This window comes from bacterium, assembly GCA_035419245.1.
GTDB lineage: Bacteria > Zhuqueibacterota > Zhuqueibacteria > Residuimicrobiales > Residuimicrobiaceae > JAKPUX01.
The window spans coordinates 169,208-185,867 of the sequence record DAOLSP010000002.1; the positions used below are offsets into that span (position 1 = coordinate 169,208).

At 61.2% G+C, this 16,660-nt stretch carries 9 protein-coding genes; 4 read left to right on the forward strand and 5 right to left on the reverse strand.

Going from position 1 to position 16,660, the window contains the following annotated elements; genetic code table 11:
• Positions 1 to 61 precede the first annotated feature (61 nt).
• The 3 genes from PLH32_04590 to PLH32_04600 are packed head-to-tail and all read left to right on the forward strand — an operon-like array spanning position 62 to position 1,682.
• Positions 62 to 553 (forward strand): ATP-binding protein, encoded by a 492-nt coding sequence (locus PLH32_04590; GenBank protein ID HQJ63871.1) that lies wholly within the window; start codon positions 62 to 64, stop codon positions 551 to 553.
• Positions 550 to 894 carry an STAS domain-containing protein gene (locus tag PLH32_04595; protein HQJ63872.1) on the forward strand — a complete coding sequence of 115 codons (345 nt, stop codon included), beginning with the start codon at positions 550 to 552 and terminating at the stop codon, positions 892 to 894. The genes PLH32_04590 and PLH32_04595 overlap by 4 nt, the downstream gene beginning before the upstream one ends.
• Complete coding sequence (locus tag PLH32_04600) at positions 891 to 1,682, forward strand: ABC transporter permease (protein HQJ63873.1); 792 nt, start codon at positions 891 to 893, stop codon at positions 1,680 to 1,682. Before PLH32_04595 ends, PLH32_04600 begins: the two co-directional genes overlap by 4 nt.
• Here the strand turns inward: PLH32_04600 and PLH32_04605 are convergent.
• Positions 1,667 to 5,845 carry a glucoamylase family protein gene (locus tag PLH32_04605; GenBank protein ID HQJ63874.1) on the reverse strand — a complete coding sequence of 1,393 codons (4,179 nt, stop codon included), beginning with the start codon at positions 5,843 to 5,845 and terminating at the stop codon, positions 1,667 to 1,669. The two genes, PLH32_04600 and PLH32_04605, sit on opposite strands and share 16 nt — an antisense overlap.
• A 211-nt stretch (positions 5,846 to 6,056) precedes the next feature.
• Between PLH32_04605 and PLH32_04610 the strand changes: the two genes are divergently transcribed.
• A complete protein-coding gene (locus PLH32_04610; protein ID HQJ63875.1) occupies positions 6,057 to 8,141 on the forward strand; it encodes an oligopeptide transporter, OPT family in 2,085 nt (694 codons plus the stop codon).
• A gap of 117 nt (positions 8,142 to 8,258) precedes the next feature.
• Here PLH32_04610 and PLH32_04615 read toward each other — a convergent pair whose 3' ends face one another.
• From PLH32_04615 to PLH32_04630, 4 genes are read right to left on the reverse strand one after another with little or no spacing between them, the layout of a single operon-like run.
• Positions 8,259 to 9,866 carry a glucoamylase family protein gene (locus PLH32_04615; GenBank protein HQJ63876.1) on the reverse strand — a complete coding sequence of 536 codons (1,608 nt, stop codon included), beginning with the start codon at positions 9,864 to 9,866 and terminating at the stop codon, positions 8,259 to 8,261.
• 10 nt (positions 9,867 to 9,876) lie between these two features.
• Positions 9,877 to 12,270: a glycosyl transferase family 36 gene (locus tag PLH32_04620; GenBank protein ID HQJ63877.1), complete on the reverse strand. Its 2,394-nt coding sequence runs from the start codon at positions 12,268 to 12,270 to the stop codon at positions 9,877 to 9,879.
• A 25-nt stretch (positions 12,271 to 12,295) separates the two neighbouring features.
• A complete protein-coding gene (locus PLH32_04625; GenBank protein HQJ63878.1) occupies positions 12,296 to 13,336 on the reverse strand; it encodes a PorV/PorQ family protein in 1,041 nt (346 codons plus the stop codon).
• Positions 13,337 to 13,356: 20 nt separating this feature from the next.
• Complete coding sequence (locus tag PLH32_04630; protein ID HQJ63879.1) at positions 13,357 to 16,647, reverse strand: hypothetical protein; 3,291 nt, start codon at positions 16,645 to 16,647, stop codon at positions 13,357 to 13,359.
• Positions 16,648 to 16,660: the final 13 nt, after the last annotated feature.

The following is a 16,660-nucleotide window of genomic DNA, read 5'->3' on the forward strand; positions in this document are numbered from 1 at the left end:
GGCGGTGAACGGGGTGGGCCACGCGAAGTTAACAGAACTGTTCCGTACCATGGAAGCGCGCATGGGAATCAAACGAAGAGTCGCCCGATTATACTTCACTCTCAAGCAGCTGGGACCGCGCTGGCTGCCGGGGCGGTGTGTCCGGATCACAATCACCAGCGACCCGGTATTCCTACGGATTCTGCGGGCTGCGATCGATGAAATTGCGGTTCTGGCCGGATTCACGCGCAAAGAGGGGGCCAAAATCATCCTGGCGGTCGATGAGGCCTGCTCCAATGTCATCCGCCATGCCTATCATAACATCGGCGGCCAGCCGATCTATGTCACCTGCCGCATCACCCCGATCAAGCTCGAGATCGTCATCATCGATCTCGGCGAACCGGCGGATATCAAGAGCATCAAGCCGCGGCCTCTTGACGAGCTGCGGCCGGGCGGGTTGGGCGTACACATCATCCGCACGGTCATGGATGAGGTGCATTACGAGAATCTGTCCAGAATCGGCAATCGCCTGATTATGGCGAAATTTCTTCCCAGGGAGGAGCGGGCATCATGAGTCTGCATCTGGATACCGAGCAGATGGGGAATGTCGCGGTCATGAACATTTGCGGCGATGTCGACCTCTACTCTTCCCCCCAACTGCGCAAGGAAATCCTCAAACTGGTGTCGGCGCGTGACGTCCGGCTGGTAGTTAATCTGGACCGGGTCAGCTATATGGACAGCTCGGGGCTGGCCACCCTGATCGAAGGGCTGCAGCATCTCAACCGCAATAACGGGAGGATGGCGGTAACCGGGCTGAGGGATGCGGTCAAGGAGGTCTTTGAGCTCACCCGCCTCGACACCGTCTTCACCATCTATCCCGATCCCCCCACTGCAATGAAATGGATCACCTCGTGAAGTCCACCGGGTTCCCGGGCCAGCGGCTGGCCCACTTCTTCGTCCACCTGGCGCGTTTCGGGCGCTTCACCGCGTCTACCTTCGGCTTCTTCTTCACCGCCGCCTTCCGTGGCCGCCGCATCCGTTGGGGTTCCGCAATGACCCAGATGGTGCGTATGGGGGTTGATTCCCTGCCCATCGTCGGCACGATCGCTTTCTTTGTCGGATTGATCATCGCCATGCAATCGGCCCACCAGCTCGAACAGTTCGGCGCTGCCATTTATGTGGCGGATCTGGTCGGGGTCTCGATTACCCGCGAGCTGGGGCCCCTGATCACCGCCATCCTCGTGGCCGGCCGCTGCGGCTCGGCGATCACCGCCGAGATTGGCAGCATGAAAGTCGCCGAGGAACTCGATGCCCTCGCCGTCATGGCCCTGAATCCAGTCGGATTCCTCGTCGTCCCCCGCACCCTCGCCCTGATGATCACACTGCCCTGTCTGACGGTCATCGCCGATCTGCTCGGCATCTTCGGCGGCCTGGTGCTGGCGGTCACCACCCTCGACATCCCTTTCATCGCGTACTATAACGAGACCATCCGTGCCGTAGTGCTCGCCGATTTCCTCACCGGCCTCTTCAAGAGCCTGATCTTCGGCCTGATTATCGTTCTGATCGGGGCCTATCAGGGCTTTAATGTGTCCGGCGGAGCGGAGGGGGTCGGCAAGGCGACCACGGCTTCGGTGGTCAGCTCGATCTTCCTCATCATCCTCGCGGATCTCCTGTTCACGGCCCTCTTTTATTCCACTTTCTGATCGGCTGCTACTATTTCGATAACAGCCGGGACCTTGAAGAAGCGGACCATCCGCTCATCGAAGAAGCGGGCTTGGCGGCCGTCGATCAGGACACGGGCCGGCTTTTGGCCGAGCGGATGCGCGACCTCGATACCCCCTTCAGGAACCCGGATTCCTCCCCCCACCACAATGTGATAGCCTTTGCCCTGTTTCCGGTACTCGTACCGCACCGGTCCATAATAGCTGGGCATATTCTCGACGCGCACGCCGCCTTCCCCCGCTATCCATTCCCGACTCAGACCAGCGCCGATGATCAGGCAGTTGCGGTCCTCGTCCTCATAGAGGAACATGGTCCGCACCGAGTTGATGAAATCAGATCCAACCCAGGTATGGGGCATGTCGCCGATGAATCGCGGGGTTTTAGGGTCGGGGAAGACGATCTCCGCCCAATGGCGCCAGCCGGGCGGCCGCCGGTCCTGCAGAAAAAAGTCGAGGAGTGCCCGGGCGCGGTCGGGCTGGCCGAGCCGGACAAAGGCGCCAATCAGCCGCACCTCATAGGGGGTGTAATCGCGCCATAACAGCAGGCCATCGCGGCGGCTGGTGAAAAAGCTGAAATAGCGATCGAAGGTATTCTGCAACGGCGACTTGGGCAAAAGGCCGCCGAGGTTGCAAGGGTAAAGGGCGATCGCCGTAGAGGTCGCATCGAAATCGCCCAACTCAACGCACCCGGGCAGATAGTCGATCTTTTTGTAACGGATCGCCCGTGCCAGCGATGCCAGGAGATTCTCGCGGAAGCGGTCGCGCGAGCGGCGCAGCCAGGCTGCGTCCTCTTTTTCACCCAGCAGCGCGGCGATCTCAAGGGCATCGGTGTAGCCGCGCAAGGCTAAGAAATTGTCCCAATAAGAGTGCATCGGCTTGGCGGAATAGCCTTCATGGGAGATCGATTCGGGGACGAGGCCGTAAAAGGCATCACTCGAATCGTCGCCCGCCGGTTGGTAGGGTGGGGTCCGGCGCCTCGCGGTGAGGGTGTCGAGCCAGGCGGCCGCGGCGCGGATGCGGGGGTAATGGGTGCGCAGAAAAGCGCTGTCGCCGCTAAAGAGGTAGTATTGGTGCATGGCGAAGAGATACTCGCCGTTGCTGTCATTTTCGGGGACGGGATCGGAGCCGCGGCGGTCCACCACGCAGGGCACCTTGCCATTGGGATAGAGATAGCCGGAATACCAATCCAGGTAATCCCTGACCTCCTGACGGATATTGAAACGGAGCAGGGCTGCGGAGGTGAGTGCGCCGTCGCGGATCCACGATCGCTCGTAGGAGCGCGATCCCGGCTGGATGCCGGGGCCGTCGCGGTTGATGAGGATGTAGGCGAGGTTGGCATAGACGGTTTCCATCAGCTCCCGGGCTGCGGGTGGCAGGGTGATCCCCACGCTGTGGACCTTTCCGCGCCAGAAGGCGGCTGTGGCCGTGCGGACCGCCTGCAGGGACTCGGTCGTCATCGTGTCAGGCAGCGCCTCGAAAGGAAGGGAGGTGGCCGCGAAGGGGACGACCACCTCAACCTGCCGTTCCTCTCCGGGCTGGAGCTCCCAGGCGTAGCGGGCTGCCGCCGAAGCCAGCCCCCGGGTGTCGTCGACTGCAGTGGAATCGGGCAGGCGGCCGTTGCAGATGAATCCGGTGATATCGCCGGCGGCGAAGGCAGCCGCGCCGAAGGCTAGGGGCCGGGTGATGAAAAAGAGGCTTTTTTCACGATTCACCAGGGCGTGCCCGTCGGCAAATTCGATGCGTTTGACCGAGGCGGTCCCGCCGGGCCAGTTGAGGAACTGCCAGGGCGGATTAACCTGGAAAGGCCGCAGGGCGAGATAGAGGGCCACCCTGTGGGGGGATGGCGCACGATTGGCAACGCGGTAGGTCAGGTAGAGGCGGTCCTGGCCGCTGGAGAAGAGGGAGTCGCGCTCTGGGCCATCGGCGAAGGCCCGGACGGAGAGCCGCACCGGGAGGTTCATCCAGGTCACTTCGGGCATGGGTAGATAGCCCTCCTCCAACGTAGCGCGGCTTGCTGCTTCATGCCAGGTATAGAGCGAATCCTCTACCACGAGGAAGGGCTCGAGCGAAAAATGGCTTTTGTCGACCTCCACCATGCCATCTGTGTTGATGAGGGCTTCCTGGTGGGCGTTGTTGACCCCAACGACTGTCCAGAAGGTTTGTTCGCCGAGGAAGTAGCGGGGGTAGAGCCCGGGGCGTGCCTGCCGGGCGGCGGCGCTGTAGAAGGCTTCGGGGGTTTCGAAGAAGCCGATATCGCGATTGCGGGCAGCCGTGGCGATCTCCTCCGGGGTTGGCGGTTTATCCGGGGGCAAGGCTTCGAGATAGAGCGCATCGATCCAGATGCTCCCCTTGCCGCCGCTGGAGGAGGAGATCATGAATTCGATTTTATCCATGACGCGCAGGGTCTGGTCCGCGGCCGGACCCCAGGCGAAGCTGATCTGGCTTTTTTTAATGGTTACCGGAGTCCATTCCTGCGGCCAGGGAACATTCCGTTTGATGTTCCACCAAACATTGTCGCCGCTTTGGTCGACGAGTTTGAACTCGAGGTTATTGGCGGAGCCGGTCCCGCGGATCCGGAAGGTGAACCGGAAATTGTCCGGCAGCGTCGCGGGGATCTTTTTCTGGATTCCGCAGTATCCCGCGCCGGCGACGAACTCGAAATCGAGGCGAAGTGCCTGGCCGGAGGTACCGGCGGCCGGGCTGACCTGCAGCCTGGTGCCATCCGAGGTGATGACCTTCCACTCCTGCGGTTTTGCTAAATCGTCGAGGGGTGCCGAATCGAGCCAGCCGCCGGCGAAGCCGGCGCGGCGCAGGCCGCAGCGGATATGGGGATTGCGGGAGAGAATCTTCCAGATCAATCCGGTGCGGTAATTCTCGATCATCGCCAACATGGGACCCTGGTCGATCCCGAGGTAGTCGGGATTGAACCAGCCGGAGGCATTCCTGGCGCCTTCGCGGTAGGTGGGATTGAAGGCATCGAGAAAACCGTATCGGCTCCACAGTCGGGCGCCGTACCGACGCCGCATCTCCTTGAGGGCGGGGAGGGCGACCTCGGGGGCAAAGGGCATGGAGGCGCCGGCGGCGTAAGGGGCGATCGTGCCGTCGTCGTTGATCCAGTCGAAGGAGACGCCGCGGGCGGCGTAGGTGAAAAATTTGCGCCGGACGCCATCAATCAGCAGCTCCCGGTCGGCCGGGCCGTCGCAGGCGGTGAATCCCCATATGTTGGCGCCGTAATCGCGGAAGTTGCCGGGATTGGCGATGGCATAACTTCGCTGCGAGAGCGTCGCACGCCGCGAGTTCTCGAAATAGTCGATGCCCCGGCTGCGCATATAGGCATCCTGGATGGAGCGAAAATCGATCCAGATATGCGAAAACTGGTGCCCGAAGAGGGGGCCAAAACTGATGAATGCCTGGCCGTAGAAATCGGCCCAGAGGTAGGTGGAACACCAGGCCTCCCAGACACCATCCGGCAGGGGGTGCGTGGGAGAACCGAGGCCGAGGATATAGAGCATCATCGCTTCCATGTAGCCGGTCCAGGTGGTGGAATTGAAACCCGTTTCCGGGTGCCAGCCCATCGGCATGGTCTGGCGGCCGTTCATGAACCAGCTCCAGTCTGCAGCGAAGTAGAGCGAATCGGCCAGGGCGCGGATTTCGTGTTCGCCTGGGGAGTCGCGATCAAAATAGCCCTGACAGAAGAGGGCTCCCATGATCAACAGTGCGGTGTCCATGTTGGAGAGTTCGCACTGCCATTCGCGTTCGCCGCTCGGAATTCGGAGGAAATGGTAATAGAATCCCTTGTAACAGGTGGTGGTTTCGGCGCGGGGATGCCGGGCGAGCTGGCGGAAAAAGCGCAGGGCGTTCAGGGTTCGCTGCGCTGCCTCGCTGCGGGTCAGCATGCCGTGTTCGACGGCGATGGGGAAGGTGGTGAGGGCATATCCGGTGGCCGCGATGCTGCAGGGGCTTTTGGAGGGATAGCGGTCGGGAGCCAGCCCGCTCTCGCGCGGCGTGGTGTCAAGGAAATAGCGGATGATCCGCCGCTGCAATTCGGTGAGGAAGGGATCCTGCGCGCCGGCCCGCGCTGTGGTCTCTTGCGCGGCAGCCGCCGCACCCAGAATTGCGAGAATGAACAGGATGACGTTTCGCATGCCAGACCTCAAAGAAGAAAAGAAGGATTTGATGGACGGCGGCCAGCCGCTCCAGCGCATCAGGGTGCTTTTTTTGATTGACTATTTCCTCCTGATATGCTACTTTAGCTGAATATAATACATATCAGGCCCACTATCACTCATTTTTCACGGGAAATGAAAGCCCTGTTTTATTTCCCCCGCACGCCTTTCACCAGCAGAGGAGACTCTCATGTCCGATCCGAAGAAATTCAAGCCATTCGTCCCGCCTGAAGCCAAGATGTCGGAATTCACCCTCCGCTCGCTGATCATCGGTCTCATCATGTGCGTCGTCCTGGGAGCGGCCAACGCCTATCTCGGTTTGAAGGCGGGCATGACCATCGCCGCGACCTATCCCGCCGCTGTGATCGGGATGGCCGTGCTGCGTCTTTTCCGCCAACGGGGTACGATGCTCGAGCAGAACTTTGCCAGAACGGTCGGCTCGATTGGTGAATCGGTGGCTGCTGGCGCCATCTTCACGCTGCCCGCTTTTTATATTGCCGGTCTTTGGCGTCCCTTCTTCTCCACCGCCAACTATCTGACTGCGACGGTTATCCTCATTATCGGCGGCATCCTGGGCATCATGTTCGTCGCGTTACTGCGCCGGGTAATGGTCGAGGACGAAAGCCTGCCCTATCCGGAATCGGTCGCCGCGGCGGAAATCCACAAGGCCGGCAGTGCTTCGGGAACCGGCTCCAAATTCCTCTTCAGCGCCATGCTGGGTGGAGCGCTGGTCAAGATGCTGGCCGAATTCAAGCTGTTCGCCGAGACCTGGGAGCATTTTGTCGCCTTCGCGCGCAAGACCATCACCGGCACGGCGATCCCCGGCGAAGGGGGACTCTTGCTCAGTTCGCCTGGCATCAGTCCTGCCTACATGGGGGTTGGTTATATCATTGGGCCCAAGCTCGGCGCCCTGAACTTTTCCGGCGGCCTCATCGCGTGGGGTCTGCTGACGCCGATCATCCTCTATTTCCTCACCCCTTCCTTCACGCCTGAATTCATCACGAGCTGGGCGACCTATCTGATGGGCCTCGATTCCACGCTGACGGGCCCGGCCGCGACGGCCAAGGTGAGCGATCCGGTTTTTCAGATGTATGCTGTGTGGCGATATATTGTCAAGCCGATCGCCATCGGCGGCATGCTGATGGCCGCCTGCTTCACCCTTTTTAAAATGCGCAAGAGCCTGGGGGCCGGCATCAGTCGTTCGATCAGCGACGTCAAGAAAGCTGCCTCGGGGAGCGCGGTCGAGTATGTGCGTACCGAGAAGGATCTCAAGTTCTCCTGGATCGTCATCGGGATCCTCGGCGCTGCCGTGGTCACCTTTCTGGTCACCAAGTTCATCTTCGGCACCAGTCTCCTGGTCGCCTTGGTGGCGGCCACGGTCTTGATCGTCCTGGCTTTCTTTTTCGCCGCCATCTCGGGTTACCTGGTTGGCATCATGGGGTCGAGCAACAATCCCATCAGCGGTCTGACCCTGACCGCCCTGGTGGTGACCGCCCTGATTCTGGTGGCGATCGGCGTTGGCAAGAGCAATGCCGGCGTGGCTGCTGTTCTGGGTGTCGCAGCCATTGTCTGCGTCGGGGCTGCGGTTGCCGGAGAAATGCTCCAGGACCTCAAGGCCGGGCATATCCTCGGCGGTACACCCTGGAAGATGCAAATTGGCAATCTCATCGGTGTTGCCGTGGCCGGTCTGGTGATGTTCGGCGTATTGCATTTCCTCAACCAGGCCGATATCGCTCAGGGCATCAAGGAAGGGTATGATGGCGGCTTCGGCAGCCCGAAACTCTCCGCGCCCCAGGCCGGTCTGATGGCCATGCTCGCCAAGGGGATCGTCGGCGGGCAGATGTCCTGGCCGCTGATCGTCTGCGGTATGCTGATGGGCTTGGCCTTCATCCTGATGCAGGTGCGCAGCCCGATGCTGGTCGCGGTTGGCATGTATCTGCCCCTCGAGACCACCTTCGCCATCTTCGTCGGCGGCGTGGTCAAGGGAATCGTCGATATGGTCTCGGAACGGCGTAAGTTCAATGCGGCACAGAAGGCCCGGGTCGAGAATGTCGGTATCCTGCTCGCGGCCGGATTTATCGCCGGCGAGGCGCTCACCGGTCTGGCGTTCGCACCCTTCAAGATCGCCCAGGTCAACCTGTGGCGGATCTTTGACAAGGCGCCGATTTCGATCGGCCTGGTGGTGCTGCTGCTGATTTCGCTGATCCTGATTATGGTGCCGGTCCGCAACGCCGGCAGACCGGACGAGCCCGCGCCTCCGTCCGCAGCCATGTAACCGTGGCCGGCAAGGCGGATCCATCCGCCGGCAGCGGCATAAAAAAGAAAGACGGAAGCACACAGCTTCCGTCTTTTTTTATTCAGGCGCTGAGCGTCTCTCCCGGCCGGCTTCGACCTATTTGATGATCTGCAGCTTGCGCGTTATCGCGCTTCCGTCAAAGACCAGACGGTAAAAATAGATGCCGCTGGCCAGACGGTCGGCGGTGAGGATGATATGGTGCACCCCGGCGGCCTCGGTGCTGTCGACGAGCCGGTGCACCATCCGGCCCTGCACGTCATAGAGCATCAGAGAAACCCGGCCCGTCCGGGGCAACGTATAGGTCATCATCGTTGCATTGTTGAAGGGATTGGGATAATTCTGCTCCAGTTCGAGGTGCTGCGGCAGTGTGGATGGATGGGCGTCCACGCCGGTGCCGGTGGGCCGGAAACCCGCCCGTTCCAGGCCGCGGCGGATATCGGCGTTTTTCATGAAGGTCTTCCAGACCCGGCCGCTGCGATAGTTTTCGATCATCAGGGCGATCGGACCCTGATCGATGCCGATCACGTCGGTGTCCCACCAGTTTCTGGTGAGGTTGAAGGCGTCACGGAATCCGTAGGCACCCCAAAGGTTCTGGCGAAAGGCATCGTAAAAGTAGTGCAGCGTCGGCAAACAGATCTCCGGCGCGAAGGGGAGGGAGCCGCCTGCAGCTGTCGGGGCGATGGTACCATCATCCTCCTGGGGCGGCGGCGCGCCATGCGCCGCATAGCCGTCCGGCCCGTCGCTGGCCGTCAAGCCCCAGACCTGAGCGCTGTACCCTTTCCAGCCCTTGGGATTAGCGATGCAGTAAGCCTGCTGGGCCAGGGTGGCGCGGCGGGAGTTCTCGAAATAGTCAATCCCCTTGTTGCGCATATAGTCATCCTGGATTCCGCGGAAATCGATCCAGCAATGAGAGTATTGGTGGCCGAAAAGAGGCGGGAAAATGATATAGGTCTGGCCATACTGGGTCGACCAGTTGTAGCCCCCGCACCAAGCCTTCCAGACGGAAACCGGCAGGGGATGGGTGGGCGAGCCCAGACCCAGAATATACATGATCATCATTTCGTTATAGCCGCTCCACCAGCCGCTGCCGAAGCCGCTCTCCGGCGACCACTGGGTGGTTAGCCCAGGCTGGTAATTGCGCATCCACTGCCAGTCGGTGCGGTGGTAGATCGAATCGGCCAGGGCGCGGATTTCGATCGCCTCCGGCTCCTCGCCGCTGAAATATTCGCGGCTGTAAATAATACCCGCCAGCAGCAAGGCGGAATCTATATCCGAGAGCTCGGTGGTGCCATCGCGCAGCCCGGTTTGCATGTTGAGGAAATGGTAGTAAAAACCCTTGTAGCCGCAATACCCCCGCGCGTCTCGCCCCTGCGGCTTGCTCCAGAGGGTCTTCAGAGTGGTGAGCACCCGCTGCCGGCCCTTGTCGGCGGGGATCCAGCCGCGGTCGATGCCGATGCAAATGGCAGTGAGACCGAAGCCTACGGAAGCAATGCTGCAGGCGCTCCAGGAGGCGCTGCGATCCTTGATCAAACCGTTGCTGCTGTTGGCTTCGACCCAGAAGAAATTGACGGCCGAACGCTGAAGCAGATCGAGGAAGACGGAATCTTCCACCGCGCCAGAGGTCGTGCGCTCCGGCTGCACCTGGCCGTTGGCCGGGAGGCCCCACAGGAGCGCCAGCAACAAGAGTAAAATTCTTGATTTCATTTTTCCTCGCTCATTTCATGACCACATCCACCTGGTGCACCGTTCCCGGCGGGAAGGGCGGTAGGAGACAGCGGCCATCCGCCTGACGCTCCCTGAAGGGCTGGCCGTCGAGCTCGATCTCCAGCGTGCCCTTCTCCAGTGCATGGGGATTCCGCACGTTGATCTGGTAGTCCGCGCCGCGGAAACGGCGCCGCACGGTGAAGGTTTCCCATGCCGGCGGGATGCAGGGATCGATCATCAGGCCATCGTGCATGGCGCGCAAGCCGAGGATGCCCTCCAGTGCAGCGCGGAAGAGCCAGGCCGCCGAACCGGTATACCAGCTCCAGCCGCCGCGGCCGAAATGCGGAGATGCGGGGCCGTCGACGTTTCCGGGGGTGACATAGGGCTCGGATTGATAGAGATCGGGGTCCATGCCGCGCAGGATGGGATTGATCCGGCAATACATCGCATAGGCCTGCGCGCCCCGTCCCATCAGGGCCTCGGCGAGGACCGCCCAGGCGCCGGCATGGGTGTAAAGCCCGCCGTTTTCGCGGCGGCCCGGCGCATAGCGCGACAGATAGCCGATGTCGGGATCGACACGGGTGTAGGCCGGGGAAAAGAGTATGGGGCCATACTCGCGGTCGAGATGGGCTTCGACCGCCTGCATCGCCTGCGCGGCGCGTTCGCTCGAGGCAGTCCCGCCAATCACCGCCCAGGTCTGGGCGTTGAGAAAGATCTTGCCTTCCGCGCAAGCGGCGCTGCCCACTTTTTCGCCCGAATCCTTGGTCGCCCGCCAGTACCACGCCCCGTCCCATCCGTATGCTTCGACGGCCGCCCGCAGCTGGTCCGCTGCCTGGCTGCAAAAGGCCAGCTCGTCCTGAAGGCCGGCGCGCGGGGCGATCTCCGCCCATTCACACAGAATCCGGTGGAGAAAATGGCCCATCCAGATCGACTCTCCCTTCATCCCGGTGCCGACGGCGTTGAGGCCGTCGTTCCAGTCATGGGCGCCGATCAGGGGCAACCCGCGGTCGCTGCGCCAGGCCAGGCCGCGCTTGAGGGCGCGGCGGCAATGCTCCCACAGCGGCTGCGGCACAGGATCATCAACGAAGGGCTGTTGCTCCTGTAGCAGGGCGAACTCCCCGCTCTCCTTCAAGTATTCCGCGACGACAAAGGGAAGCCAGAGCAGATTGTCCGAGACCGCGCTGTGCAGACCCTGCTCGGTATAGGGATGCCACCAATGCCAGACCGAGCCATCCTGAAATTGATGGCGGGCGTGCAAGCGGATCTGATCGGCCGTGCGGCCGGGATCGAGCGGCAGCCAGAGCAGGCTGTCTTGGAGTTGATCGCGAAAGCCATAAGCCCCGCTCTGCTGATAGTAGGCCGCGCGGCCCCAGAGCCGGCAGGAGATCGCCTGATATTTGAGCCATATGTTGTTGAGCAGGTCGAAGGCGGGGTCGGGGGTCTTGACCTGAAAGGGGGCGAGGCGTTCGCGCCACCCCTTTTGGACCCGTTCCAGTTCCTGCTGCGCCCGAATGGGGTCGCGATAGCGGGTGATGAGTTCGCGAGCTTGCGGCATGGAATCGGCGGCGCCGAGGACGAAGGTCAGGGATTTGCTCTCGTGGCGGGCGAGATCCAGCCGCAGCTGCAGGCTGGCGATTGCGTCGCCCCATTTCCCCTGCGTGTTTTGGCAGCTTCCGTTCTGCACGGCTTCGGGGGCGCGCAGGTCGCCGAGGCGCCCTAAAAAGGCCTCCTTGTCGCCCTCGAAACCCGCGACCGGTTCCGAGGAAGCGAAAAAGGCGGTGTAGGGCCAGTTGACATTCCAGTGGCGGCCCTTCTCATCCGTCATCTCCCACAGGCGTTTGCCGGCGAATAGGATCTCTGCGCTGGGATCGAATTCGGTCTCTATGAAGGTCTTATGGAATTCGCGGTGATTGTCCGGGGCGAATCCTAGATTCCATTCGAAATAGCTGATGAGATCGATCTCGCGTGCCCCGCCGCTTTCGTTGGTCAGACGGAGGATCCAGATTTCGGCCGGATCGTCTGCGGCGGCAAAGAGGGTCCAGTCGCAGGTGATCCCATCGAAGCGGGATGAGAAGACGGAATAGCCAAGGCCATGCCGGATCGTATAGGAACAGGCCTTGTTTTTGACCGGCTGAAAGGCTGCTGACCAGAGCGCACCGGAGGTGCGGTCGCGCAGATAGAGAAATTTACCCCACTCATCGCGGACCAGGTCCTGGTTCCAGCGGGTCAGGCGGTTAAAGTTGGCGTGGGTGCGCCAGCTGAACCCGCCGCCGGCCTGGGAGGCGATCAGGCCATAGTCGCTGTTGGAAATGACATTGATCCAGGGCTTGGGGGTATCGGGCCGGGTAATGATGTATTCCAGACCATCGTCGCTGAAGTGGCCATAGGGCGTCGCGAATTTCATCGCCGCTGCTGCTCCTTCCATCCGCTCATTCAAAGTCGAGGCCCAGGGTGAAACGCTGGGTGTTTTCGAGGCGGCCGTGGTCCGCCCAAGCGTAATCGACGTGGAACAGGGTGCCGCCCAAATCGAAGATCACTCCCGTTCCCAGGGTCAGTCCGACCTCCGAATCCTTGAGCCAGAGATTCTGATAACCGGCGCGCAAGGCGAGGGTTTTCATGAAAAGCCACTCCCCGCCGAGGCTGATGCTCTCGGTATTGTCATTGGGATGAAAGGCGTTGACCGCCAGATGCACCTCGTTGCGGCGGCTGATCTTGATAGGCCAGTCAATGCCCGCGCGGAAGAGAACCGGCGGCGGATAATCTTCGACATACATCAGACCGGGCAGATTGCTGTTATCACCATACTTGGCCGGATCCTTGTCGTAGACGATGCGCAAATCACGGCCCGAGTACTTGCCCGGCAAGCCGAAATTGGAGATGCTGGCGCCTATACGGATGCCGCTGCCCGAAAGCGTATAGACGGTCCCCACGTTAAAGGTGAAGGTGGAGAGACTGCTGTGCCAGATAGTCTCCTGCATAAAATTGACCTGGAAGCCGGCGGTGAAGCGGTCGGTCAACTGGCGGCCGAAGCCGAGGCCAAAAGCGAAGTCGTTGACCGAATAATTCTCGCCGGTACCGAGCGGCTGTTCGACGGTCCGGACCGCAATTTCGCCGGAGTTGAGGGCGGTGGCGCTCAGGTAGAGGTTGCCATAACTCCCCATGGCTACCACCGCGGCCGCGTAATCATAGGTGATATCCGCCAGCCAGAGACTGTGGGTGAATTGGACGCCGTAGCCTTTAAAGCTGCCGATGGCGCCGGGATTATAATAGGCGGCAAGGAGTTCCTCGGTTGCGGCAACCCCGGCGTTGCCCATCCCCGTCGTACGGGCGCTGGGTTCAATCAGGAGGAATTGGCCGATGGTTGTGCCGGTCTTACTCTGGCCGTAAAGCGGCAGGCTGCTCCCTCCGATGCCAACCAGCAGGAAACCGAGGGTGAGCCCAACCAGCGCGCGCCATTGTTCATGATCCATTCTCATACTCCACCTGTTCCTTATTTGATGATGGCGAATTTGCCGATCCTGGTGCCCATCGTGCCGGCATCGACATGAAAGATATAGAGACCAGGCGCAACGTCGAGGTTGTCTTTGGTGCGAAGATCCCAGGCGATATAGCCATTGTCCGAGCCGTCATGATGCAGAGTCTGCACCAGCTCGCCACGGACGGAGAAAATGCGGATCGTGCAGTTTTTCGGCAAGGCGCGGAACTCGATGCGCCGTTCGCCGCGGCCCGAAACCGCGAAACGCTCGGGCTCGAAACTGGCCGATCCAACATAGGGATTAGGCACCACATAGGGTTCCTCCCTGAACTGCGCCTGCGCTTTGGCCGGATCGTTCCTCTGTCCGGTCGTCGAAAAAATGAAGGCGTCGCCGGATTCCAGGGGGTAATTCAGACGCAGCCAGTAGAGATCCCCCGCCCTGGGCGGGAGGATAGCGCCGCGCGCCGCCTGGCCGGTGGTATCAACGTCTATGCGCCAGGTGATCTGCGGTATGGACGGCTTCTCGGCAACAAAGGTAGCGACGTCGATGAACTCGCTGGACTGATTGGGGGTGCCGTCGCGGTCGATATCGCGGAAGCGGAACTTTAAACGCATCGCGGTGCCGGTCTCATCGACTGCATGCACCTGAAACTTGGCCGGCCGGGCCGGCAGACCGATGGCCAGCAGCGAGGTATCCATGAAGGTATCGTAAAAGGTGATGCGGATGTCGGATGGGAAGCCGGGCCGGCGCCGGTTGATCGGCTGCTGGTACTGGTAGGAGGCCTTGAGGTGGAGGTTGGTCCGGCTCTCTGGAGTGAAGCCGCTGGTAAGGGTGTCGACCGTCACGGTTTTTGCAGTATTGACGACCGGCAGCAGGCCCAGGCCCACCTGGCCGATGCCCTTGCCGTCCATGTCATAGCCGTTGCGGAAGAGGATCTTGCGCGTAGTGCTGTCCATCAGATCATAGGTGACCGCGCGGACGCAGTCCGGCGACGGCGTGTGGAAGGTGAGGGTGAAGTAATGGTTGTCCGGTACCAGGTTGGAGTTGACGATATCGATGCGGATATCTCCCTTGCCCCTGCCGGCGATCTGGGTCACGCCTGAGGCGGCCGCCTCGGTAAAGCCGAAGATGCGCGGATTGGGCCGGACGGCGACGACATTCTTGGGCAGGATAGTGCCGCCACGCGGGGTACGCGAGACGGCGATGGCATTTTCTGAGGGATAGTAGCCGAGGGAATCGCTGCCGTGGTCGAATGAAGTCACGGCATAATAGTACTCTTGGCCGTTGGTCACCGTGGTGTCGGTCCAGCTGTGCGTCAGCCCGGTGTCATCGCCAAGGTAATAAGCGACGCCTTCGACGACCTGAGTCGAGAAGCCGCGGCGGCCGTTGATGACGTCCCACTGTTTGATCGGCACGCCGTTGCCCATGGGACCGGTGCCGCGCCCGGTGGTGATGAGTTTGGGATCGCGGAATTCAGGATCGGTGGAGCGGTAGATGCGGTAGCCCTCGAAGTCGTTCTCGAGGCTGACCGGATCGATGCCGCGTTCGGCGGCGTCATCCCAGGAAAGGCGAATCCAACCGTCCCCCGTTTCCGCGGTGAGCTTGGGCATGGGCGGTGGCACGGCGAATTGATAGTTGGCGTTGTAGATCATCTGCACGGTCTTGACCGTCGAGCGCAATTCGTAGAGATCAGCGCCGTAGGCGAGGGCGAGGCTGAAGCGCTCAGTCTGGCCGGCCTTGAGGATGAAGGGGCCTGAGGCGAAGAGAAAGCCGATGTTATAGTTGAGAAAGACCGCGGAGTCAAAACGCGCCTTGAAATCGGGCAGGGTGAAGCGTTCATAGAGGCGGCGTGGCCATTCCTTGCCGTCATCGAAGAAGACGATGTTGTCGACTTCCTTGTTGGGATTGCCCTGACCAGCGACGATGCGGTTCATCTTGAAGCCGGTGAGGCCGATCTGGTCGGATTCCTGGAGGTCCGTGCGGTCGAAGTTGGGTTCGCCGAGGGTGGGGATGCCGTCCCCCTCACCGGTGTCGTTGGTGCCGAAGACACCATCGGCGCCGGTGTCGTTGAGTTCGGCCACCCAGTCCATGTCCTCATCGCCGGTCCACCAGGTTGCGGCGCGGAAAGCCGGGCGGCTGGAGATGGTGCCGATGGCTTTGGTGAACTTGTCCAGGTTATAGTGCGCTTTGAGGTATGCCCAGATCTGGTCGGTGGAGGTCAACAGCTGCCCAGGGCCGCCGTCGCGTTTTTCATCGACGATGCCGTCGTCATCGTCATCGATGCCGTTGAAACGGTTGCCAGGGGTTTCTAGATAAGCATAGCCGAGATAGCCGGTGGTGCCGCAGTTGCTGAGCAGATTGCGGCCGTGGCCGAATTTATCCCAGGTGTAGACCAGGTTGAGGCCGAAGGATTTGTCGAAATAGGCATTGTCGTCATCGGACTCGTAGATGCCGTCGCAGGAGAGGGCGGAACCGCCGACGCCGGAGTCCATGTACATGCCGAAGATGATGTTGTCATTATAGTCGGTGGTGCCTTCGTTGGTGATGTCATAATGCCAGAAAATGACGTTGCCGGCCTGGGGGTTGGCCCATTGAAATCCGCGCACCTCGATGCGCAGGCCGAGGCCGCGGCGCGTGGGATCGCGGCTGTCGGGGTAATAGTCCCAGGCGTCATAAAAGTCGTCATCCATCACGGTATAGGATTCCTGGTCGGCTGCGGGTTTTTTGCCAAAATAACCGTTCCAGGCGGCCTGACCGGGGTCATTGATCTCCGGATCCTCATTTTCGTCGGTCCAGCCGGGGTCATCGGGGTCATCCATCTTGTCGGGCCAAAAGTTCGGCCAGGTGCGGGGATCGCTGCTGATGGCGGGGGAGCGCCCCTTGTTGATGGCGGGATCGGCCTGGAAATAGCCGGGTCGCGGTTCGAAGCGCATCACCTTGTTGCGGGTCGGGCTGGTGGCCTGGCGTTCGCGGTAGCCGGTCTCCATGATATACTGGTCCCTTCCCTTGCGGTCCTTGATCTTGGCGAGGACAAAGGGGGTGGTGCCGTCGGTGTAGTTCATGCCGCTGCCTTTGGGCACCTCCACCGAATGAAAGACGCTGAGATCGACGCCGCCCGGGTCATCGGGGTAGCCGCCGACCATGCCATAGTTGTAGAACATGGTGCGGATGTTGGCGGCGTCGTGATAGCCGATGCGCTCGGCATCGATGCTGCCGCGCTGCTCGGGAGGGACGACCGGCTTGAGTTGCTGGGCCAGGGCGCTCGCGGCGATCATCGCGGCGGTTGTCACTATTTTCCAACGCATAGGGTCGTTCTCC

Coding starts and splice junctions, on each gene's coding strand:
- PLH32_04605 (HQJ63874.1), bottom strand. CDS start 5,845: ATGCGAAACGTCATCCTGTTCATTCTCGCAATTCTGGGTGCGGCGGCT.
- PLH32_04590 (HQJ63871.1), top strand. CDS start 62: ATGGGAATCAAACGAAGAGTCGCCCGATTATACTTCACTCTCAAGCAG.
- PLH32_04595 (HQJ63872.1), top strand. CDS start 550: ATGAGTCTGCATCTGGATACCGAGCAGATGGGGAATGTCGCGGTCATG.
- PLH32_04610 (HQJ63875.1), top strand. CDS start 6,057: ATGTCCGATCCGAAGAAATTCAAGCCATTCGTCCCGCCTGAAGCCAAG.
- PLH32_04630 (HQJ63879.1), bottom strand. CDS start 16,647: ATGCGTTGGAAAATAGTGACAACCGCCGCGATGATCGCCGCGAGCGCC.
- PLH32_04620 (HQJ63877.1), bottom strand. CDS start 12,270: ATGAAATTCGCGACGCCCTATGGCCACTTCAGCGACGATGGTCTGGAA.
- PLH32_04615 (HQJ63876.1), bottom strand. CDS start 9,866: ATGAAATCAAGAATTTTACTCTTGTTGCTGGCGCTCCTGTGGGGCCTC.
- PLH32_04625 (HQJ63878.1), bottom strand. CDS start 13,336: ATGGATCATGAACAATGGCGCGCGCTGGTTGGGCTCACCCTCGGTTTC.